Origin of the sequence: Streptomyces sp. NPDC015346 (assembly GCF_043078785.1) — a bacterium.
GTDB lineage: Bacteria > Actinomycetota > Actinomycetes > Streptomycetales > Streptomycetaceae > Streptomyces.
In genome coordinates this window covers 205,433-226,898 of the sequence record NZ_JBIBTW010000005.1, presented here as the reverse complement: position 1 = coordinate 226,898, position 21,466 = coordinate 205,433, and the positions used below count along the sequence as shown (strand labels likewise).

Below are 21,466 nucleotides of genomic sequence, written 5' to 3'. Positions count from 1 at the left end.
GTCACGGAGAGTACAGCAGCCCTGTCGCTCTGTGACGGTCCTGGTGTATCGTCCCGGAGCGGGGGGCTGCGTCGAGCACGGGATGACGCCGGGGAGTGAAGTGACGGATCATCAGAGTCCGAGGGGGGCGACGGGTGAAGTACGGCCGATGGACCGACGATCCGACGCGGCGGGGCCGCCGTCGACGACCCTCGCGCGCGACGACGCCGCAGGGCCCGCGGCGCCCGCAGCGCCCCGCCCCCACCTCCGCCGCGGCCCCGCCGCCGCCCTCCCCGCCCAGGCCCACCGGCGTACTACCTCTGCGGACGACTCCGCCGACCCGGCGCACGCGCGCGGTGGTGACGACGCCCCCCGCGCGCGCGGCGAGCGCCCCGGCATGCCGGAGGGGACCGGCCGCGACGGTGCCGACGAGACCCCGGAGGCCGCGATGAGCACCCGCGGGGCGCTGATCGAGCGCGGTCCCGCCACCGGAGGCGCCGCCGCCCCGGAGACCCGCCCCGGGCCCCGAGGGCCCGCTCCCGCCCGCTCCGGGACCACCGCCGTCCTCGCCCAGATCGTCCTCGGCGTGATCTGCGCGGGCTACGCGACGGGAGCCGCGCTCGGCTGGGGATCCGAGCGGTTGGCTCTCGTGATGGGGGACTTCGGCCTCAGCGCCGCCGCCCTCGCCGCCTGCGTCTCCTGCTCCGTCTACGCCCGCGTCCGGGAGAGCCGCTTCCGTCCCGCCTGGCTGCTCTTCGCCTTCTCCTCCGCCATGGCGGCCGCCGGGAACGCCGTCTGGGGGTGGTACGAGGTCGTGCTCAGCCGGGACGTGCCCAGCCCGTCCGTCGCCGACCTCTTCTTCCTGCTCTTCGCGCCACCCGCGATCGTCGGCCTGCTGGTGCTCGCCAAGAAGCCCGTCACCCGGGCCGGCTGGGTCTGTCTCGCGCTCGACGCCTGGCTCATCGGCGGCTCGCTGCTGACCCTGTCGTGGAGCCTCGCCCTCGCCCACACCGCGCACTTCCAGGGCGAGAGCGTCGCCCGCGCCGCGCTCTCGCTGGCCTACCCGCTGCTGGACATCGTCCTCGTCAGCATGGTCCTCGCCCTGCACTTCCGCCGGTCCAACGTGAACCGCTCCGCGACCAACACCGCCATCGCCGCCCTCGCCCTCACCGTCCTGTGCGACGCCCTCTTCACCTCCCCGCTGCTGCGCGAGAACTACACCTCGGGCCAGCTGCTCGACGCCGGGTGGTTCGCGGGCTCGCTGCTCCTCGCGTACGCCCCCTGGGGCGCGCGCCGCAGCGTCGACGGAGCCGTCCCGCCGCGCGGTCAGCGCCTCCACAGCCGCCCGGTGGCCGGCTCGCTGGCCGCGCTCACCCCGTATCTCGCCGCGGCCGTCTGCACGCTCGGCATCCTGTACAACGTCGTCGAGGGACGCAGAGTGGACCGCGTGGTCGTCTTCACCGGCTGCACGGTCGTGCTCGCCCTCGTCGTACGGCAGGGCATCATGCTCCTCGACAACATCGCCCTCACCCACGAACTGGCCCAGAAGGAGAACCACTTCCGGTCCCTGGTGCAGGGCTCCAGCGACGTCATCATGATCGCCGCGCCCAGCGGCATACTCCGGTATGTGAGCCCCGCCGCCGCGGGGGTCTACGGGCGGGACGCCGAGGAGCTGATCGGCTCCGAACTGGCCTCCCTCATCCATCCCGAGGATCTCGGCGGCGTGGTCCACGAAGTGCGCCGGTTCCTGGCCGCCTCCCCCGCGGAGGAGCCCACGACCCGGATCGAATGCCGCTTCCGCTCCGGCCGCGGCGACTGGCTCAACGTCGAGTCCACGGTCAACCGCCACCAGGGCGGGCTCATCTTCAACAGCCGGGACGTCACCGAACGCGTGCGCCTCCAGGCGCAGTTGCAGCACAACGCGGAGCACGACCCGCTCACCGACCTGCCCAACCGGGCGCTGTTCACCCAGCGCGTCCGCCAGGCCCTCACCGGCCGCCGCTCCACCGACCCCGGCACCGCCGTGCTCTTCATCGACCTCGACGGCTTCAAGGGCGTCAACGACCGGCTCGGCCACCAGGCCGGCGACGAGCTCCTCGTCCAGGCCGCCCGTCGCCTCCAGGACTCGGTACGGTCCGGGGACACCGCGGCCCGACTCGGCGGGGACGAGTTCGCCGCGCTCATCCTCGGCGACGGCGGGCGGGACCAGTCCGACCGCGAGTGCCAGGTCCACGAGATCGCCGACCGGCTCCGGCTCACCCTCTCCCAGCCGTACCGCCTCGAAGGCGGGAACGAGGTGCGGGTCGCCGCCTCCATCGGCGTCGCCTTCGCCGAGCCCGGCATCACCGCCGGCGACCTGCTGCGCAACGCCGACCTCGCCATGTACCGGGCGAAGGCGGCCGGCAAGGACCGCGTCGAGATGTACGCCCCGCAGATGCAGGCGGAGGTCGTCCGCAGGACCGAAGTGGCCACCCGGCTGCGCACCGCGCTGCACGACGGAGAGTTCGCCCTGCTCCACCAGCCCGTGGTCGACCTCACCACCGGCCGGATCACCGCCGTCGCCGCCCAGGCCCGCTGGCGCTCCGCCCAGGGCATCCTCTTCACCCCCGCTGAGTTCCTGCGCGTCGCCGAGGACAGCGAGCGCACCGCCGAGCTCGGCCGCTGGCTCCTGGAGCAGGCCGTCGAGCAGGCCGCCGAACGGGCCGGAATCGGCCACCGCACGCCGGTCTCCATCCGGCTCTCCGCCCGCCGCCTCCTCGACCGCTCCCTGCCGCTCGGCTCCGTCGAGGCCCTGCTGACCCGGCACGCCCTCCCCTCCGGATCCCTGATGATCGAGCTCGCCGACAGCGACCCGAGGATCTCCTTCGACGAGCTCGAACAGCGTCTGGTGGCCCTGCGCCGGCTCGGCGTACGGATCGCCCTCGACGGCTTCGGCAGCGGATACGCGGCGATCAACGCCCTGCGGCGGCTCCCCGTGGACGTACTGAAACTGGACAGAGGCCTGGTCGAGGGCGTCGTCGAGTCCGCCCGGCTGCGCAAGATCACCAGCGGCCTGCTGCGGATCGCCGCCGACCTCGGGCTCCAGTCCGTCGCCGACGGCGTCGACGTCCCCGAGCAGGTGCTCGCCCTGCGTGCCATGGGCTGCACACACGGTCAGGGCATGGCCTTCTCCGGCCCGCTCGACGAGTACCGGCTGCGCCGCGCGCTCGTACGGGACGAGTACCCGCTCCCCGGCGCCGTCCCGGTCCCGGCCGGCGACCGCCCCCCGATCCGTCCCGCGATCCATCCCCCGATCCGCTCAAATAATGAGACGCCTGTCCCACCCACTTGACACTGACAGTGCGTCGGGGGGAGGGTCAGTGCCATGCGCACCCGAATTCTCGTACTTGGAAAGCGCGTCGGCTGAAGCGGGGCCATGAACGGCCCGGCTTGAACGCTACCGACGCGCTCCCCTCGCTTGCCTCCCGGCACGAGGGGTTTTTTGTTGCACCGGCTCCCGCCAAACCCTCGCAAAACCCTCGCAAAAACCCTCTGCTTCGAGAAGAGAATGCTGATGACCGAGCAGGCCACCGGGCACCATCCGCAGCCGCGGGCCCGTAGCGGCGGACAGTCCGCCACCATCGTCGAGCACGTCACGGGTGCGCAGTCCCTCATCCGTTCTCTCGAGGAAGTGGGGGCCGACACCGTCTTCGGTATTCCGGGCGGCGCCATCCTCCCCGCGTACGACCCGATGATGGACTCCAAGAAGGTCCGCCACATCCTGGTCCGCCACGAGCAGGGCGCGGGCCACGCCGCCACCGGCTACGCGCAGGCCACCGGCAAGGTCGGCGTCTGCATGGCGACCTCCGGACCGGGCGCCACCAACCTGGTCACCCCGATCGCCGACGCGCACATGGACTCCGTCCCGCTGGTCGCGATCACCGGCCAGGTCGCCTCGAAGGCCATCGGCACGGACGCCTTCCAGGAGGCGGACATCTGCGGCATCACGATGCCGATCACGAAGCACAATTTCCTGGTCACCAAGGCCGAGGACATCCCGCGGACGATCGCCGAGGCGTTCCACATCGCCTCCACCGGCCGCCCCGGCCCGGTCCTGGTCGACATCGCCAAGGACGCCCTCCAGGCGAAGACCGTCTTCAGCTGGCCGCCGCAGACCGACCTGCCCGGCTACCGCCCGGTGACCAAGCCGCACGCCAAGCAGATCCGCGAGGCCGCCAAGCTCATCACCGCCGCCAAGCGGCCCGTCCTGTACGTCGGCGGCGGCGTCCTGAAGGCCGGCGCCACCACCGAGCTGAAGGTCCTGGCCGAGCTCACCGGCGCCCCCGTCACCACCACCCTGATGGCGCTGGGCGCGTTCCCCGACAGCCACCCGCTGCACGTGGGGATGCCCGGCATGCACGGCGCGGTCACCGCCGTCACCGCGCTGCAGAAGGCCGACCTGATCGTCGCCCTCGGCGCCCGCTTCGACGACCGCGTCACCGGCAAGCTGGACAGCTTCGCCCCGTTCGCCAAGATCGTCCACGCCGACATCGACCCGGCGGAGATCGGCAAGAACCGCGCCGCCGACGTCCCGATCGTCGGTGACGCCCGCGAGGTCATCGCCGACCTGGTCCAGGCCGTCCAGGCCGAGTACAGCGAGGGCAACAAGGGCGACTACACCGCCTGGTGGAGCGACCTCAACCGCTGGCGCGAGACGTACCCGCTCGGCTACGACCAGCCGGAGGACGGCAGCCTCTCGCCGCAGCAGGTCATCCAGCGCATCGGCCAGCTCGCCCCGGCCGACACCATCTACGCGGCCGGCGTCGGCCAGCACCAGATGTGGGCCGCCCACTTCATCAACTACGAGAAGCCGGCCACCTGGCTGAACTCCGGCGGCGCCGGAACGATGGGGTACGCGGTCCCGGCCGCCATGGGCGCCAAGGCCGGCATGCCGGACCGCCCGGTCTGGGCGATCGACGGCGACGGCTGCTTCCAGATGACCAACCAGGAGCTCGTCACCTGCGCGCTCAACAACATCCCGATCAAGGTCGCCATCATCAACAACGGCGCCCTCGGGATGGTCCGCCAGTGGCAGACCCTCTTCTACAACCAGCGCTACTCCAACACCGTGCTGCACTCCGGCCCGGAGGCCACCGGCCTGGAGCCCTCCAAGGGCACCCGCATCCCGGACTTCGTCAAGCTGTCCGAGGCCATGGGCTGTGTCGCGCTGCGCTGTGAGGACCCGGCCGACCTGGACAGGGTCATCGCCGAGGCCAACGCCATCAACGACCGCCCGGTCGTCATCGACTTCATCGTCCACGAGGACGCCCAGGTCTGGCCGATGGTCGCCGCCGGCACCTCCAACGACGAGGTCATGGCCGCCCGGGGCGTGCGCCCCGACTTCGGCGACAACGAAGACGACTGAGACGAAGAGCCGTAGGAAGAGGAACGACGCACATGACTAGGCACACGCTCTCCGTCCTGGTGGAGAACACCCCCGGCATCCTCGCTCGGATCGCCGCGCTGTTCTCCCGCCGCGGCTTCAACATCGACTCGCTCGCCGTCGGTGTCACCGAGCACCCCGACATCTCCCGCATCACCATCGTGGTCAATGTCGAGGACCTGCCCCTGGAGCAGGTGACCAAGCAGCTCAACAAGCTGGTCAACGTCCTGAAGATCGTCGAACTCGAGCCCAGCGCCGCGATCCAGCGCGAGCTCGTCCTGGTGAAGGTCCGTGCCGACAACGAGACCCGCTCCCAGATCGTCGAGATCGTCCAGCTGTTCCGCGCCAAGACCGTGGACGTCTCCCCCGAGGCGGTCACCATCGAGGCCACCGGTTCGAGTGACAAGCTGGACGCGATGCTCAAGATGCTGGAGCAGTTCGGCATCAAGGAGCTCGTGCAGTCCGGCACGATCGCCATAGGGCGTGGTGCCCGGTCCATCACGGACCGGTCCCTGCGCTCCCTCGACCGCAGCGCCTGACCCCTCACGGACCGCCGGGCGGTCAACCGCCGGTCCGTCCGGCGGTCCGCCTGGCGAGACCCGAAAACCTTCCTTCCGCTCCCCGCCGTACGGTGGGACGCAACACCAGCACATCAAGGAGATTCCCAGTGGCCGAGCTGTTCTACGACGACGACGCCGACCTGTCCATCATCCAGGGCCGCAAGGTCGCGGTGATCGGTTACGGCAGCCAGGGCCACGCCCACGCGCTGTCGCTCCGTGACTCGGGTGTCGACGTCCGCGTCGGTCTGCACGAGGGCTCCAAGTCCAAGGCCAAGGCCGAGGAGCAGGGCCTGCGCGTGGTCACGCCCGCCGAGGCGGCCGCCGAGGCCTCCGTCATCATGATCCTCATCCCGGACCCGATCCAGGCCACGGTCTACGAGGAGTCCATCAAGGACAACCTGAAGGACGGCGACGCGCTGTTCTTCGCCCACGGCTTCAACGTCCGCTTCGGCTTCATCAAGCCCCCGGCCAACGTGGACGTCGCCCTGGTCGCCCCGAAGGGCCCGGGCCACCTGGTCCGCCGCCAGTACGAGGAGGGCCGCGGCGTCCCCGCGATCGCCGCCGTCGAGCAGGACGCGACCGGCAACGCCTTCGCCCTGGCGCTCTCGTACGCCAAGGCCATCGGCGGCACCCGCGCCGGCGTCATCAAGACGACCTTCACCGAGGAGACCGAGACCGACCTGTTCGGTGAGCAGGCCGTCCTCTGCGGTGGCGCCTCCGCGCTGGTGAAGGCGGGCTTCGAGACCCTGGTCGAGGCCGGCTACCAGCCGGAGATCGCCTACTTCGAGTGCCTGCACGAGCTGAAGCTCATCGTCGACCTCATGTACGAGGGCGGCCTGGAGAAGATGCGCTGGTCGGTCTCCGAGACCGCCGAGTGGGGCGACTACATCACCGGCCCGCGCATCATCACCGACGCCACCAAGGCCGAGATGAAGAAGGTGCTCACCGAGATCCAGGACGGCACGTTCGCCAAGAACTGGATGGACGAGTACCACGGCGGTCTGAAGAAGTACAACGAGTACAAGACCCAGGACGAGAAGCACCTCCTGGAGACCACCGGCAAGGAGCTGCGCAAGCTCATGAGCTGGGTGAACGACGAGGAGGCGTAAGCCTCTCGGCACGGGGCCGGACACAGTGTCCGGCCCCGTGCCGCATCGTTGGACACGCCGTCCAACCACGGACGGGTGATCCTTCCAACGAGGCGCAGGGAGTGCGCCGAAGCGGCACTACACTTTCAACCACATTCGCGTTCAGGCCCACAGCGTCGTGCGCTTTCACGCGGCAAGCCCCCTCCACCGCCTGCGGCCGTCGGGACGGCCGTCCGCACTGGACTTGTGAGGACTCACGTGAGCTCGAAACCTGTCGTACTCATCGCTGAAGAGCTGTCGCCCGCCACCGTCGACGCACTGGGCCCGGACTTCGAGATCCGGCACTGCAACGGCGCGGACCGCGCCGAGCTGCTCCCCGCCATCGCCGATGTGGACGCGATCCTGGTCCGCTCCGCGACCAAGGTCGACGCGGAGGCCATCGCCGCCGCCAACAAGCTCCGGGTCGTCGCCCGTGCCGGTGTCGGCCTGGACAATGTCGACGTCTCCGCCGCCACCAAGGCCGGCGTCATGGTCGTGAACGCCCCGACCTCCAACATCGTCACCGCCGCCGAGCTCGCCTGCGGCCTGCTCGTCGCCACCGCCCGCAACATCCCGCAGGCCAACACCGCCCTGAAGAACGGCGAGTGGAAGCGCTCGAAGTACACGGGCGTCGAGCTGAGCGAGAAGACGCTCGGCGTCGTCGGCCTCGGCCGCATCGGCGTCCTGGTCGCCCAGCGGATGTCCGCGTTCGGCATGAAGATCGTCGCGTACGACCCCTACGTGCAGCCGGCCCGCGCCGCCCAGATGGGGGTGAAGCTGCTGGCCCTGGACGAGCTCCTGGAGGTCGCCGACTTCATCACCGTCCACCTGCCGAAGACCCCGGAGACCCTCGGTCTCATCGGCGACGAGGCGCTGCACAAGGTCAAGCCGAGCGTCCGCATCGTCAACGCCGCGCGCGGCGGGATCGTCGACGAGGCGGCGCTGTTCTCCGCCCTCAAGGAGGGCCGGGTCGCCGGCGCCGGTCTCGACGTGTACGCGAAGGAGCCCTGCACGGACTCCCCGCTCTTCGAGCTCGACCAGGTCGTCTGCACCCCGCACCTCGGCGCGTCCACGGACGAGGCCCAGGAGAAGGCCGGTATCGCGGTCGCCCGCTCGGTGCGCCTCGCGCTCGCCGGCGAGCTGGTCCCGGACGCGGTCAACGTCCAGGGCGGTGTCATCGCCGAGGACGTCAAGCCGGGTCTGCCGCTCGCCGAAAAGCTCGGCCGGATCTTCACCGCGCTCGCGGGCGAGGTCGCGGCGCGCCTCGATGTCGAGGTGTACGGCGAGATCACCCAGCACGACGTGAAGGTGCTCGAACTCTCGGCGCTCAAGGGCGTGTTCGAGGACGTGGTCGACGAGACCGTGTCGTACGTCAACGCCCCGCTGTTCGCGCAGGAGCGCGGTGTCGAGGTCCGTCTGACGACGAGCTCGGAGTCGCCCGACCACCGCAACGTGGTCACCGTGCGCGGCACGCTCTCGAGCGGCGAGGAGGTCGCGGTCTCCGGCACGCTGGCCGGCCCCAAGCACCTCCAGAAGATCGTCGCGGTCGGCGACTACGACGTGGACGTCGCCCTCGCCGACCACATGGTCGTCCTGCGCTACGAGGACCGTCCGGGCGTCGTCGGCACGGTCGGCCGGATCCTCGGCGAGGCCGGTCTGAACATCGCGGGCATGCAGGTGGCCCGTGCCGAGGAGGGCGGCGAGGCGCTCGTCGTCCTCACCGTGGACGACACCGTCCCGCCGGCGGTGCTCGCGGAGATCTCCGAGGAGATCGGCGCCGCCTCGGCCCGCTCGGTGAACCTCGTCTGACAGATGTGCCACCCGTACCCGGGTGCTGGACGATCGTCTTACACGCTCGTCCAGCACCCGGGTACGGTGCTGTCATGGGACATCGCGAAGATCTGCTCGAGGGCGCCAAGTAGATGGTGGACCCGGAGACGGCCCCGACGGCGGACGACCTGACGGAGGGGCTCAAGGTCCTGATGGGGGAGCGGGGCTGAGGGGGGAGCGGGGCTCGGCTACAGCTTGGCGGACTTCAGGGACATGTGGAGCAGCAGACGGTCCTCGCCGTCGTCCAGGTCCAGGCCGGTGAGCTGTTCGACCCGGGACAGCCGGTAGTAGAGGGTCTGACGGTGGACGCCGAGTGCGGCCGCCGTGCGGCCCGCCTGGCCCGCGTTGTCGAGGAACACCTCGGCCGTGCGCGCCAGTTCGGCGTGGGCGGGGGCGAGCAGCGGCGCGACGGCGGGGTCGATCTCCGGGTGGTAGAGCGCCGCGAGGAGGCGGTACGGGCCGATCCGGGCCCACTCCGCGACCGGGCCGAGCTTCGGCTGCGCCGTGGCCGCCCGGGCCGCCGTGCTCGCCTCGCGCCAGGCCGCCGGGAGCTCCGCGAGACCCCGGCGGGGCGTCGCGACACCGGCCGGGGAGCCGGCGCGCAGTCGGTCCGCCGCCGCATGGGCCGGAGTGAGGTCCTCGGGCGAGCGCAGCCGTACGAGGAGCGCCAGGGACTCGCTCTCCGGGAGTGTGGCGACCGCCGCCGCGCTCGCGACCGTGCCCGCCGAGGGGGCGTCGCCACGCCAGGGGGTCACGCAGACGACGGTGTGCAGGCCGTCCGCGTTGGGGCCCAGGGCCGTCCGCAGGGCCGCGAGGGCCATGTCGCTCTGCCAGCCGCGCTCGGCGGTCAGTACGGCGGCGAACGCGCGGGAGAGGTCGGCGCCCGCCCGTTCCTCGTCCGCGAGCAGCCCGCCGATCCGGGTCGCGACCTCCATCGCCGCCGTGAGCTGCTCGTGCGTCGGCCCCGGCTCGGCGTCCAGCAGCCAGACGTAACCGAGGACGACGCCCCGGTGCCGTACCGGCAGACAGATCCGGTCACGGAGCACCCCCGCGTCCGGCGCCGCCGGGATCCGCACCGGGCCGGTCGCCCGGGTGATCCCGAACCCCTCGAACCAGGCGCGGACCGCCGGGGTCGACCTCCTGGTCAGGATCGACCGGGTCCGGACGGGGTCCATCGCCGTGTCGTCCTCGCTGTCGTGCGCGCCGAAGGCGATCAGGCCGAAATCGCGGTTCTCCAGGGTCGCCGGGGCGCCGAGGAGCGCCGAGATCTCGTCCACGAGGTCCTGGTAGTCGCCCTTCACGGCCCTATTCTCGCACCCCCTCAGACATATGTATGAGAGGCGGCTCGCGGATGCGTGACAGCTGTCGATGGCCGAGGATCGGAGCGATCCTTAGGTTTCACGGTGGTTATCCGTGCTGTTCCCGGTAGATCACGAAGATCGGGTACGGCACCTTTCGTCACCTTGCCCTCTGGAGGTCCCCGTGCTGGGTCCCGTGATCCTCGCCGCGTCCCGCAGCGACAAGATGCGCCGCTTCGTGTCGGCCGCCCCCGGGACCAAGCAGGTCGTCGACCGGTTCATCGCGGGCGAGACGGTCGACGACGTCATCCCGATCGTCCGGGACATCACCGGCCGGGGCCTGGAGGTCACCCTCGACGTCGTCGGCGAGGACATCACCACCGTCGAGCAGTCCCACGCCGCCCGGGACGCGTACCTGGAGCTCATCGGCCGCCTGAAGGAGCTGGGCCTCGGCGAGCGCGCCGAGATGTCGGTGAAGCTGTCGATGTTCGGCCAGGCGCTGGAGGAGGGGCACGAGCTGGCCCTCGCGAACGTCCGGCCGGTCGTCGAGGCCGCCGCCGAGATCGGCACGACGGTCACCCTCGACGCCGAGGACCACACCACCCTCGACTCGATGTTCGCCATCCACCAGGAGCTGCGGAAGGACTTCCCGCAGACCGGCTGCGTCATCCAGGCGTACCTCTTCCGCACCGAGGAGGACGCCCGCCGCCTCGCCGCCGACGGCTCCCGAGTCCGGATCGTGAAGGGCGCCTACAAGGAGCCCGCCTCCGTCGCCCTCCAGGACAAGCCCGAGATCGACAAGGCGTACGTCCGGATCATGAAGATCCTGATGGAGGGCAAGGGCTACCCCATGATCGGCTCGCACGACCCGCGGCTCATCTCCATCGGCCAGGAGCTCGCCCGCCGCGCCGGGCGCAAACTGGACGAGTACGAGTTCCAGATGCTCTACGGCATCCGCGGCGACGAGCAGAACCGTCTCGCCGCCGAAGGACACCGCATGCGCGTCTACACCGCCTACGGCACGGACTGGTACGGCTACTTCATGCGCCGCCTCGCGGAGAAGCCGGCCAACCTCCTCTTCTTCGCCCGCTCCATCCTCACCAAGGGCTGAGCCCACCTCTCACAAGGAGTTACGAGACTCATGGACGCTGTCACCCAGGTCCCCGCTCCGGTCAACGAGCCGGTGCACAGCTACGCCCCCGGTTCCGCCGAGCGCCTCCGTCTGGAGGCCAAGCTCAAGGAGCTGGCCGAGAACCCGCGCGAGCTGCCGATGACCATCGGCGGCGTCAAGCGCATGGGCGGTGGCGAGCGCTTCGACGTCGTCCAGCCGCACAACCACAAGGCCGTCATCGGCACCTTCGCCGCGGCCACGCAGGCGGACGCCCAGGACGCGATCGACGCGGCCCTGGCCGCCGCCCCGGCCTGGCGCGCGATGTCCTTCGACGACCGCGCCGCGATCATCCTGCGCGCCGCCGAGCTGCTGGCCGGCCCATGGCGCGAGACGCTGGCCGCCTCCACCATGCTGGGCCAGTCCAAGACCGCCCAGCAGGCCGAGATCGACACCCCCTGCGAGCTCGTCGACTTCTGGCGCTTCAACGTGGCGTACGCCCGCCAGATCCTGGCCGAGCAGCCGCCGGCGAACTCCCCGGGTGTGTGGAACCGTCTGGACCACCGCCCGCTGGAGGGCTTCGTCTACGCGATCACGCCGTTCAACTTCACGGCCATCGCGGGCAACCTGCCCACCGCCCCCGCGCTGATGGGCAACGTGGTGGTCTGGAAGCCGTCCCCGACGCAGACCCACTCCGCCGTGCTCCTCATGGAGCTCCTGGAGGAGGCCGGGCTGCCGAAGGGCGTCATCAACCTGGTGACGGGCGACGGCATCGCCGTCTCCGAGGTGGCCCTGAACCACCGCGACCTGGCCGGTATCCACTTCACCGGTTCGACCAGGACCTTCCAGCACCTGTGGAAGACGGTCGGCAACAACATCGAGAAGTACCGCTCGTACCCGCGGATCGTCGGCGAGACCGGCGGCAAGGACTTCGTCGTCGCGCACCCGAGCGCCGACCGCGCCGTCCTGAAGACCGCGCTGACCCGCGGCTCCTTCGAGTTCCAGGGCCAGAAGTGCTCCGCGTCCTCGCGCGCCTACGTTCCGGCCTCCATCTGGAACGACGGCTTCAAGGAGGAGTTCGCGGCCGAGGTCGACGGCATCAAGATGGGTGACGTCACCGACCTGTCGAACTTCATCGGCGCCGTGATCGACGAGCGCGCGTTCGCCAAGAACAAGGCCGCGATCGACCGCGCGAAGGCCGACCCGACCTGCACGATCGTGGCCGGCGGCACGTACGACGACTCCGAGGGCTACTTCGTCCGCCCGACCGTCATCGAGTGCTCGGACCCGGAGAACGAGGTCTTCACGACCGAGTACTTCGGCCCGATCCTCGCGGTCCACGTCTACGAGGACGACCGGTACGACGAGATGCTGACCCAGATGGAGTCGGTCTCGGACTACGCGCTGACGGGCTCGGTGATCTCGGGCGACCGCGCGGCCGCCGCGTACACGATGGAGAAGCTCCGCTTCGCCGCGGGCAACTTCTACATCAACGACAAGTCGACCGGCGCCGTCGTCGGCCAGCAGCCCTTCGGCGGCGGCCGCGCGTCCGGCACGAACGACAAGGCGGGCGCCCCGCAGAACCTGATGCGCTGGACGCTGACCCGCGCGATCAAGGAGACCCTGGTCCCGCCGACCGACTACGGCTACCCCCACATGGGCTGACACCCCCGGCCCTCCCTGAGGCCCACCCCCTGACACCGCCCCCCTCCTGGGTCCCCCAACCGAGGACGGGGGCGGTTCTCATGTACGGGCACGCTCACCAGGCGCGCAGGAAGACCCTGGTGCGCTCGGGGTCGAGCTTCTGGAGGTAGATCTCGATCCACTCGATGTGCCGGCGTGGCTTGTCCTTGACACAGGGCGGACAGACACCAGCCCAGCGCAGGCCGTCCACGGCTTGCGGTTCGGGCAGATTGAGATGGGCGAAATCTGGCTGATCCACGGGCGGTGGGCTCTGGGACGGCCGCACCTTCAGCGGCTCCTGCCCCTCGAACTGCCGGCCGATCTCCTCCGCCGCCTTCGGCGTGGTGACGAACGACAGCAGATGGATCGCGTCCTGCGGTACGAGCTTCACCGCCCCCTTCACCTCGGTCGCCGTGGCGGGGACGTCGATCTTCATGAACGCCGCTGCCTCGGGCGCCCCCGCCTCCTTGTCCCACTCCCACCCGCGCCCCTCGCCCGACCCCGACGAACAGGCGCCGAGCATCCCCACGAGAGCGACCGTCCCCAGCACCCGCCCCAGACGTGCTCCGGTCATCGATTCTCCTCCCGGCCGCGCTCCGGATCCTGCCGCGTGCCGTCACGTCCCGGGTCGGCCTCGGGCACCACGCCCGGCCCAGGGCCGTCGGTCAGGTCCTGATGGCGCACGGAACTGGAACCTCGCATGTCGAACTCCTGGGCGAGGCCGGTCTTGTGCAGCCGAGCCATGTCCTCGTCGGGGATGTTCCAGGGGCCGATGTCGATGGACTTCCCCTTGTCGAAGTTGTACCGGTCCCAGACGTTGACCTGGTAGTCGAGGGACACCTTGGGCTTGCCGTCCGGACCGGGAGTCACGGTGACCACGCCCGAGACATTCTGCTGGTGCGCGTTGATCGCGTGGAACCACTCGGTGCCTGGCTTGAGCTGCTGCCCGAAGGCACCGCTCTCCACGGGGATCGCCACCGGCTTGCCGCCAGACTTCTCGAAGGCGTCCAGACCCTGCTGGCGCCAGGCCGCCTGGTTGGGGACGAGATGGTTGTCCCTCACCGAGTCCCGAAGCTGCTTCTCGTCGTGAAGGAAGCGGTCCACGTCCACGTTCAGGGGGTCTCCTGTCGCCCCGAGGTAGTGAGACATGTTGCGGCTCGCGGCGTTCTGCCCGAAGGCGTCACCGCCGCCCTCGATCAACTTGGCCTGGGAGAGGATCCAGTAGTCGTTCGCCGTGGGCTCTTCGGCTCCGAACGGCCCCGCGCCCGGGTCAGGCGTTTCCCACTGGTACTTGAAGGCGTCCAGGATCCCCGCCTTCTTCAGTTCCTCCCCCCGCTCCTCCAGCAGGATGGCCCGCGTCACCGGGTCAAGCCTGCTCCACCACTCCGCGACCTTCGCCCGGTCCTTCGGCATGTTCTCCGCCGCGGCCGCCTCCTTGAGCGAGGCGTACGGGCGGCTGCCGTTGAATCCGCCGAACGTGCCGTCCTGGAAGTTCGTGTCCGTCACCGCGTCGATCAGGGCGAGCTTCACCCCGCTGTCGGCCTCCTCGAAGGCGTCCACCGCCTGCTGGATCCTCCGCGTCCAGGAGCGCTCCACCTCGGCGAGGTCAGGGTCGTGGCGGATCGCGCCGGCTTCCTGCGGGTCGACCTTGGAGAAGTCGAACGACGCCACGCCGCCGTCACTGACCTTCATCCCGGCACCAAGGGCCTCGTCGACCGCCGCCTTTACTTTGCTCCGCAGTTCGGTGAAGAGCGTGACCGCTTCCCGCAGCAGCATGGCCACCGTCCGCGCCTGTATCTGGGCACTGTTGTACTCGTTGCGGGTGACGGCGAAGTTGGGAGCCGCCACTTGCTGCGCCTGGCCCAGCCAGACACCACTCGTGGCGGTCGACTGCACCTTCTTCTCGTACGTCGTCTCCAGCGTCTCGAACTTGTCGGCCATGCCGTCCCAGGCGGCGGCCGCGGTGGTCAGCCTGCCGAAGTCGGTCGTCATGACCTCGTGGTACGTGAGCATGACCGGCTACTCCTTCGGGCGGGGGAGCAAGGGCACGAAACCGTCGCGGGTTCGCAACTCCTGTGCCTGGTAGGAGAGTCCGGAGCCGCTGAGCGCGGCCTTCTCGCCGCCGAGCCGGCCGAGCAGCATCTTCACCTGGCCGGTCCAGGTCTCCTCGACGGTCTTCAGGGCGGACGCCGTCTGCCAGCCCGCGAACTCGGTCTTCGCGGCTGTGGTCGAGGCGTCCGCGTGGCCCCCGGCCGTCTTCGTGTCCGGCTCCAGGATCTCCCGGATCGCCTGGGCCGCCGCCCTCTTCTCGGCCGGTGCCGTCTTCAGGTCGGGTGCCCCCGCACCGCCACCGCCGCCTGAGCCGCCACCGTCGAGTTGGTTGAGCCGCGTGTTCGTCGTGTCGGCCTTGATCTGCGACCACTCGTCGTCGAACGCCATATCCACCCCCGTTGAGATTGGCGCCAATCCGTTTTCACCCTACACAGCGGGTCCGACAGCGCGTTCGAGGAAATCGCCGATCAGGGCGGCGATGTGGGGGGCGTGGGTCTCCAGGGCGAAGTGGCCCGTGGGGAGGAGGTGGATCTCCGCGTTCGGGAGGTCGCGCTGGAAGGCCTTGGCGCCGGCGGGGACGAAGATCTCGTCGCCCTCGCCCCAGACGGCGAGGAGGGGGACCTGGGTCGTGCGGAAGTAGTGCTGGAAGGCGGGGTAGAGGGCGAAGTTCGAGCCGTAGTCGGCGATCAGGTTCAGCTGGATGGCGTCCTGGCCCTCGCGGGACATCAGGGTGGCGTCGTGGTGCCAGGCGTCGGGGCTGAGGAGGTCTCGGTACTCGGGTGGGACGCCCGTTTCGTACTGCCACCTGATGCCGTCCAGTGAGCGGATCGCGCGGACCGGGGCCTCTGTCTCCGGGGTGCGGTCGGCGATCAGGGCCAGGACCGGGGCCCAGGCGTCGGCGCCGAGGCCCTCCTTGTACGCGTTGCCGTTCTGGGTGATGATCGCCGTGATCCGCTCGGGGTGGGCGAGGGCCAGGCGGAGGCCGATCGGGGCGCCGTAGTCCTGGACGTAGAGGGCGAACCGGTCGAGGCCGAGCAGCTCGGTGAACTCGCCGGTCACGGCGGCCAGTTCGGCGAAGGTGTAGTCGAACTCGTCGGCCGGCGGCGCCGCGCTCCGGCCGAAGCCCAGGTGGTCGGGGGCGATCAGCCGGAAGCAGTCGGCGAGCAGCGGGATCAGGTCGCGGAACATGTGCGAGCTGGTGGGGAAGCCGTGGAGCAGGAGCAGCGCCGGGGCATCGGCCGGGCCGGCCTCGCGGTAGTGGATCGCGTGGCCGCGGACGGAGACGGTGCGGTGGTGGACCTGGTAGCCGGTCATCGGAAAACTAACCCCTCAGAGTTGTTTTGGCGGTCAGGGGTGGAGTCAAACGGGCATCTCCTCACCTGTCAAGAGGAGTTAGGAGGTTAGAGCGGGAGGGGGCTCAGGTGGCAGACTGGTTCCGTGACCGACTCTCCCCGCATCGCTCCCACCCATGAACTCGGTGCCCAACGGCTCCGCGCCGTACGGGAGATGCTCGACGCCGCCTTCGGCGGCGGATTCTCCGACGAGGACTGGGACCACGCCCTCGGTGGCATCCACGCCTGGATCGAGGACGACCGCGGCATCGCGGCCCACGGCAGCGTCATCATGCGCCGCGCCCTTCACCGGGGCCGCTCCTACCGCGTGGGGTACGTCGAAGGCGTCGGCGTCCGCGCCGACCGGCGGCGCGAGGGGCTCGCGGGACAGCTCATGGCCGAGTTGGAGCGGGTGATCGACGGGGCGTACGCCTTCGGGGCCCTGTCCGCGTCCGACGACGGTGCCACGCTCTACGCGGCGCGCGGCTGGCGCGTCTGGCAGGGGCGGATCGAGGTGCTCGGGCCCGAGGGGCCCGTCCGCCTCCCGGAGGAGGAGGGTTCGACCTTCCTGAAGCCGGCCGGCGGCCGGGACCTGCCCGATCCCGCCGCCCCGCTCGCCTTCGACTGGCGTGACGGCGACGTGATGTGACGGATCACCGCCTGAGCCGGCCCGATCCCTCGTCGTGCGGGCTCTGATCCGGGAGCCGCACGCCTCGGCCCGGTGATCGCCGTCTCAGATAGTAGGAAGTCCGAGTAATTGTGGAGACAGATGCGGCGACCTGTCCTAGCTTTGTAGGAGCCGAACGTCTCGCTCCATCAGCGAATGGCGGTCGTGAGCGCGGTGCCCCCGTGCAGGCAACCCCTGCGGGCCCCGCTCCCCGCCCCTTCCGGCGCCTTCGATCACCACTGATCTCAAGGAGTCGATCCCCATGGCCGCAGAGACCGCCGTCCGCCGTGTCCGCCACTCCGTCACCCGCCCCAGCGACGACGCTCGCAAGAACGCCGCCGCCGCCCTCCAGCGGGCCCTCGACCGCCGTGACAACGGCGGGTCGACAGGTCACTGACCGCGTCCCACCTCGAGCACCGGCACCGCGCCGGTCACCGGCACACGCGTCCGCATGGTGGACGATGAGTGTCAAGCCATGGGACGAGGAGTAGGGTGCCGACATGTCTCACAGCATCAATCTCGCAGTCATTCCCGGCGACGGTATCGGCCAGGAGGTCGTGGCCCAGGGCCTCAAGGTCCTCGCCGCCGCCCTTCCGCAGGATGTGAAGCTGGAGACGAAGGAGTACGACTTCGGCGCCAAGCGCTACCACGCGACCGGTGAGACGCTCACCGACGCCGACGTCGAGGCCCTCAAGCAGCACGACGCCATCCTGCTCGGCGCGATCGGCGACCCCTCCGTCCCGTCCGGCGTGCTGGAGCGCGGCTTCCTGCTGAAGCTCCGTTTCCTCTTCGACCACCACGTCAACCTGCGTCCGTCGAAGCTGCTCCCCGGCGTGTCGACCCCGCTCAAGGGCCAGCCCGAGATCGACTTCATCGTGGTCCGCGAGGGCACCGAAGGCCCGTACACCGGCAACGGCGGCTCCATCCGCACCGGCACCCCGCACGAGGTCGCCACCGAGGTCTCCGTCAACACGGCCTTCGGTGTCGAGCGCGTCGTCCGTGACGCCTTCGCCCGCGCCCAGGCCCGCCCGCGCAAGAAGCTGACGCTGGTCCACAAGAACAACGTCCTGGCGTACGCGGGTCACCTGTGGACCAACATCTTCAACAAGGTGGCCGAGGAGTTCCCCGAGGTCACCACGGACTACCTGCACGTGGACGCGGCGACGATCTTCCTCGTCACGCAGCCCGAGCGGTTCGACGTGATCGTCACCGACAACCTCTTCGGCGACATCATCACCGACCTCGCCGCGGCCGTCTCCGGCGGCATCGGCGTCGCCGCCTCGGGCAACATCAACCCGAGCGGCGAGTTCCCGTCCATGTTCGAGCCCGTCCACGGCTCCGCGCCCGACATCGCGGGCCAGGGCAAGGCCGACCCGACGGCCACCGTTCTCTCCGTCGCGCTCCTGCTGCGCCACCTCGGCTACGAGACCCAGGCCGGCCGCATCGAGCAGGCCGTCGCCGCCGACCTGACCGAGCGCGGCGACTCGGTCCGTACGACGGACGAGATCGGCGACGCGCTCGCGGTACGAGTAGCGAGCTGACCCGCCGACTGACGCCACACACAGCCGCCGGGTCGCATTCCGCACCCGGCGGCTGTACCTATGCGGTCGCAGGGTGCCACCATCACATCCTGGACCGTATGCACACCGTTTCCGTGCACCGGTTCCCACGGGCGATAATCGAACGTGGGGCCGCGGCATGCGGGAAAGCTCGGACGTCCTAGCAGAGCACTGATAGCGGCGTGAGCGCGGTCCGTCACACACAACCGGTGAAGGACAAGCACTCATGACGACGCCCACGATCGAGCTCAAGCCCTCCTCCAGCCCGCTGTCCGAAGCGGAGCGCGAGGCGATCCTGGCCAGCCCCGGATTCGGCCGCCACTTCACCGACCACATGGTGACGATCCGGTGGACCGAGGGCCGCGGCTGGCACGACGGCGAGCTCGTGCCGTACGGCCCGCTCTCCCTCGACCCGGCCACGAACGTCCTGCACTACGCCCAGGAGATCTTCGAGGGTCTCAAGGCGTACCGCAGGCCCGACGGCTCCGTCGCCACCTTCCGCCCCGACGCCAATGCCCGGCGCTTCCAGGCGTCCGCGCGCCGGCTCGCCATGCCGGAGCTGCCCGTCGAGACCTTCATCGAGGCCTGTGACGTGCTGGTCCAGCAGGACAAGGCGTGGGTTCCGGCGCACGGCGGCGAGGACTCCCTCTACCTGCGCCCGTTCATGATCGCGACCGAGGTCGGCCTCGGGGTGCGCCCGGCCAACGAGTACCTCTTCGTCGTCATCGCCTCGCCCGCCGGACCGTACTTCCCCGGCGGCGTGAAGCCCGTCTCCATCTGGCTCTCGGAGGACCGCGTCCGCGCCGTCCCCGGCGGCGTGGGCGACGCCAAGACCGGCGGCAACTACGCGGCCTCCCTGCTGGCCCAGGCAGAGGCGGCGGCGAAGGGCTGCGACCAGGTCGCCTACCTCGACGCGGTGGAGCACAAGTGGGTCGAGGAACTCGGCGGCATGAACCTGTACTTCGTGTACGGCAACAAGATCGTGACGCCGACGCTCACCGGCTCCCTCCTCGCCGGCATCACCCGCGACTCGCTGCTGCAGCTCGCCAAGGACCTCGGTTACGAGTCCGAGGAGGGCCGGGTCTCCATCGACCAGTGGCAGGCCGACTCCGAGAACGGCACCCTGACCGAGGTCTTCGCCTGCGGCACGGCCGCGGTGATCACCCCGGTCGGCACGGTGAAGTCGACGCGCGGCGAGTGGCGGCAGTCGGGCGGCGAGCCCGGCGAGGTCACGATGCGCCTGCGTGACACGCTGCTCGCCATCCAGACGGGCAAGGCCGAGGACGTCCACGGCTGGACGCACGAGCTGGCCTGACCCGCTTTCCGGCCGATCGACAGATGGGGCGCCCCTCGGGGCGCCCCATCTTCGTGTCCGAAGGACACCGTCGTCGCTCAGGAGACGGCGACCTCGGCGTCCGGCTCGCGCGCCGGCACCGAATCCCGAGCCGGCGCCGACTTCGGGATCAGTGCCGACTTCGGGGTCAGCGCCGCGTACAGCGTGCCGCCCACCACACCCGACAGAATGAAGCTGCAGTCGATCCCGCCCGTCAGGGCCAGCAGCGGACCCTCGTAGAGCGGTGTCGACACCGCCGCGAGACCCACACCGGCGCCCAGCGTCCAGGAGGCGACGGCCCGGGGGTGCCAGCCCGCCCGGTACCAGTACGCCCCGCCCTTCGCGCGGCGGTTGTAGACCTGCAGCGCCTCCGGGTCGTACGCGCCGCCGCAGCGCGCGTGGCCTATCAGCGTGATCACCGCCCACGGCGTGCCGATCGCGGTCAGCAGCAGGACGAACGACGTCATCGCGGACTGGGCGTCCGAGGCGAAGTGGCCCAGGAAGACGAAGGCCGTCGCCACCACCGCGACCACCAGGGTCGCCCGGGCCCGGGTCGCGCGCGGCAGGATCGCGTCGAGGTCGAGACCCATCGAGTAGAGCATCAGCCCCGCGTTGCCGACCGAGCCCGCGGTCGCCGCGAGGAGCAGCGGCACGAGGTACCAGGCGGGGGAGGCGTCGACGAGCGGGCCCGCGTAGTCCAGGCCGCCGCGCGCCGCCAACGCCGTGAACGTACCGAAGAGCTGCGGGATCAGCAGACCGGCGAGCAGGCCCAGGCAGGTGGTCCGCCACACGGTCTTCGCGCTGTGCCGCTCGGGCGAGATGTAGCGGGTGTAGTCGCCGAGCAGCGTGATGAAGGCGACCGGTCCGCTGAGCCCGGCCGCCACCGCGGACAGCACCCAGGTCGGCCAGAACGAGCCGAGCAGGTACGGGGTCTCGGGCACCGCCGCCGTGGTGAAGTCGCCCGCGTACGCGACGAGGCCGAGGGCGAGCAGCAGGGTCATGCCGATGGCGAGCGCCTTGCTGAGCCGGAGCAGCAGGCGGTAGCCGTAGACCGCGGCGACGACGGTGCAGGCGGCGAGCACCGCGTACACGACGGTGTGGGTGAGGCCGCCGGTCGGCAGGCCGGTCAGCCGGGCGAGCGTGCCCACCATCACGTCCCCGCCGATCCACAGCGTCAGCGCGGTGTAGCCGAGGGAGAGCAGCAGACCGACGACCGAGCCGACGAGCCGTCCGCGGACGCCGAAGAAGGCGCCGCTGGAGGTGGAGAGGTTGGTCGCGGTACGCAGCGAGACGAGCGCGAGCGGGGCGGTCACGGCGACGCCGACGAGCGTGCCGGCGACGACGGAGGTCACCGAGGCCCACAGCCCGAGGCCGAAGGAGACCGGCAGCCAGCCGAAGACGATCACACCCAGGCAGAGGTTCGAACCGAGAAGGATCGACAGGAGATCACGCGGGCCGCTGGTGCGTTCCGCTTCGGGGATGGTGTCGACTCCGCGCTGTTCGATCGGCATGGGGCC

Annotated in this window: 17 protein-coding genes; 11 read left to right on the top strand and 6 right to left on the bottom strand. The window is 70.4% G+C overall.

The genetic code is table 11. The annotated features are described in order from the left end of the window. The first annotated feature begins 427 nt into the window (after positions 1 to 427). The 5 genes from ACF06X_RS20075 (at position 428) to serA (ending at position 8,897) form a co-directional block, all read left to right on the top strand. On the top strand, positions 428 to 3,310 hold the full coding sequence (locus ACF06X_RS20075) for a putative bifunctional diguanylate cyclase/phosphodiesterase (protein WP_392289025.1): 2,883 nt from the start codon (positions 428 to 430) through the stop codon (positions 3,308 to 3,310). Between the two features lie 222 nt (positions 3,311 to 3,532). Beyond that, on the top strand, positions 3,533 to 5,383 hold the full coding sequence (locus ACF06X_RS20070; RefSeq protein WP_392288607.1) for an acetolactate synthase large subunit: 1,851 nt from the start codon (positions 3,533 to 3,535) through the stop codon (positions 5,381 to 5,383). A gap of 32 nt (positions 5,384 to 5,415) precedes the next feature. Further along, a complete protein-coding gene (gene ilvN / locus ACF06X_RS20065) occupies positions 5,416 to 5,940 on the top strand; it encodes an acetolactate synthase small subunit (protein ID WP_158990801.1) in 525 nt (174 codons plus the stop codon). A gap of 128 nt (positions 5,941 to 6,068) precedes the next feature. Beyond that, entirely contained in the window at positions 6,069 to 7,070 is a 1,002-nt protein-coding gene (gene ilvC / locus ACF06X_RS20060; RefSeq protein ID WP_392288606.1) for a ketol-acid reductoisomerase, read from the top strand. A gap of 237 nt (positions 7,071 to 7,307) precedes the next feature. After that, positions 7,308 to 8,897: a phosphoglycerate dehydrogenase gene (serA, locus tag ACF06X_RS20055; RefSeq protein ID WP_383226580.1), complete on the top strand. Its 1,590-nt coding sequence runs from the start codon at positions 7,308 to 7,310 to the stop codon at positions 8,895 to 8,897. 209 nt (positions 8,898 to 9,106) lie between these two features. On the opposite strand, the gene ACF06X_RS20050 is transcribed toward serA, so the two are convergent. Next, positions 9,107 to 10,219: a PucR family transcriptional regulator gene (locus ACF06X_RS20050; protein ID WP_392288605.1), complete on the bottom strand. Its 1,113-nt coding sequence runs from the start codon at positions 10,217 to 10,219 to the stop codon at positions 9,107 to 9,109. Between the two features lie 181 nt (positions 10,220 to 10,400). Between ACF06X_RS20050 and ACF06X_RS20045 the strand changes: the two genes are divergently transcribed. Beyond that, positions 10,401 to 11,327 (top strand): proline dehydrogenase family protein, encoded by a 927-nt coding sequence (locus ACF06X_RS20045; RefSeq protein ID WP_392288604.1) that lies wholly within the window; start codon positions 10,401 to 10,403, stop codon positions 11,325 to 11,327. A 30-nt stretch (positions 11,328 to 11,357) separates the two neighbouring features. Then, positions 11,358 to 12,989 (top strand): L-glutamate gamma-semialdehyde dehydrogenase, encoded by a 1,632-nt coding sequence (gene pruA / locus ACF06X_RS20040; protein ID WP_392288603.1) that lies wholly within the window; start codon positions 11,358 to 11,360, stop codon positions 12,987 to 12,989. Between the two features lie 94 nt (positions 12,990 to 13,083). Here pruA and ACF06X_RS20035 read toward each other — a convergent pair whose 3' ends face one another. Genes ACF06X_RS20035 through ACF06X_RS20020 form a run of 4 tightly spaced genes read right to left on the bottom strand, consistent with a single transcriptional unit; the run spans position 13,084 to position 16,373 of the window. Further along, positions 13,084 to 13,581: a hypothetical protein gene (locus ACF06X_RS20035; RefSeq protein WP_392288602.1), complete on the bottom strand. Its 498-nt coding sequence runs from the start codon at positions 13,579 to 13,581 to the stop codon at positions 13,084 to 13,086. Further along, the gene (locus ACF06X_RS20030; protein WP_392288601.1) at positions 13,578 to 15,020 is read right to left on the bottom strand and encodes a hypothetical protein; all 1,443 of its coding nucleotides are present in this window, start codon (positions 15,018 to 15,020) and stop codon (positions 13,578 to 13,580) included. Before ACF06X_RS20030 ends, ACF06X_RS20035 begins: the two co-directional genes overlap by 4 nt. Positions 15,021 to 15,026: 6 nt before the next feature. Further along, positions 15,027 to 15,446 (bottom strand): hypothetical protein, encoded by a 420-nt coding sequence (locus ACF06X_RS20025; RefSeq protein ID WP_392288600.1) that lies wholly within the window; start codon positions 15,444 to 15,446, stop codon positions 15,027 to 15,029. Positions 15,447 to 15,485: 39 nt separating this feature from the next. After that, positions 15,486 to 16,373, bottom strand: coding sequence for an alpha/beta fold hydrolase (locus ACF06X_RS20020; protein ID WP_392288599.1), 888 nt, complete (start codon positions 16,371 to 16,373; stop codon positions 15,486 to 15,488). A gap of 123 nt (positions 16,374 to 16,496) precedes the next feature. On the opposite strand from ACF06X_RS20020, the gene ACF06X_RS20015 reads away from it, so the two are divergent. The 4 genes from ACF06X_RS20015 to ACF06X_RS20000 all read left to right on the top strand — a co-directional run bounded on the left by ACF06X_RS20015 (position 16,497) and on the right by ACF06X_RS20000 (position 19,931). Continuing rightward, positions 16,497 to 17,039, top strand: coding sequence for a GNAT family N-acetyltransferase (locus ACF06X_RS20015; RefSeq protein ID WP_392288598.1), 543 nt, complete (start codon positions 16,497 to 16,499; stop codon positions 17,037 to 17,039). Positions 17,040 to 17,319: 280 nt separating this feature from the next. Further along, positions 17,320 to 17,454, top strand: a complete 135-nt coding sequence (locus ACF06X_RS20010; protein ID WP_392288597.1) for a hypothetical protein — start codon at positions 17,320 to 17,322, stop codon at positions 17,452 to 17,454. Positions 17,455 to 17,557: 103 nt separating this feature from the next. Further along, positions 17,558 to 18,598 (top strand): 3-isopropylmalate dehydrogenase, encoded by a 1,041-nt coding sequence (locus ACF06X_RS20005; RefSeq protein WP_158990825.1) that lies wholly within the window; start codon positions 17,558 to 17,560, stop codon positions 18,596 to 18,598. Positions 18,599 to 18,842: 244 nt separating this feature from the next. Continuing rightward, the gene (locus ACF06X_RS20000) at positions 18,843 to 19,931 is read left to right on the top strand and encodes a branched-chain amino acid aminotransferase (RefSeq protein ID WP_392288596.1); all 1,089 of its coding nucleotides are present in this window, start codon (positions 18,843 to 18,845) and stop codon (positions 19,929 to 19,931) included. Between the two features lie 77 nt (positions 19,932 to 20,008). Here ACF06X_RS20000 and ACF06X_RS19995 read toward each other — a convergent pair whose 3' ends face one another. After that, positions 20,009 to 21,460: a cytosine permease gene (locus ACF06X_RS19995; RefSeq protein WP_392288595.1), complete on the bottom strand. Its 1,452-nt coding sequence runs from the start codon at positions 21,458 to 21,460 to the stop codon at positions 20,009 to 20,011. Positions 21,461 to 21,466 lie beyond the last annotated feature (6 nt).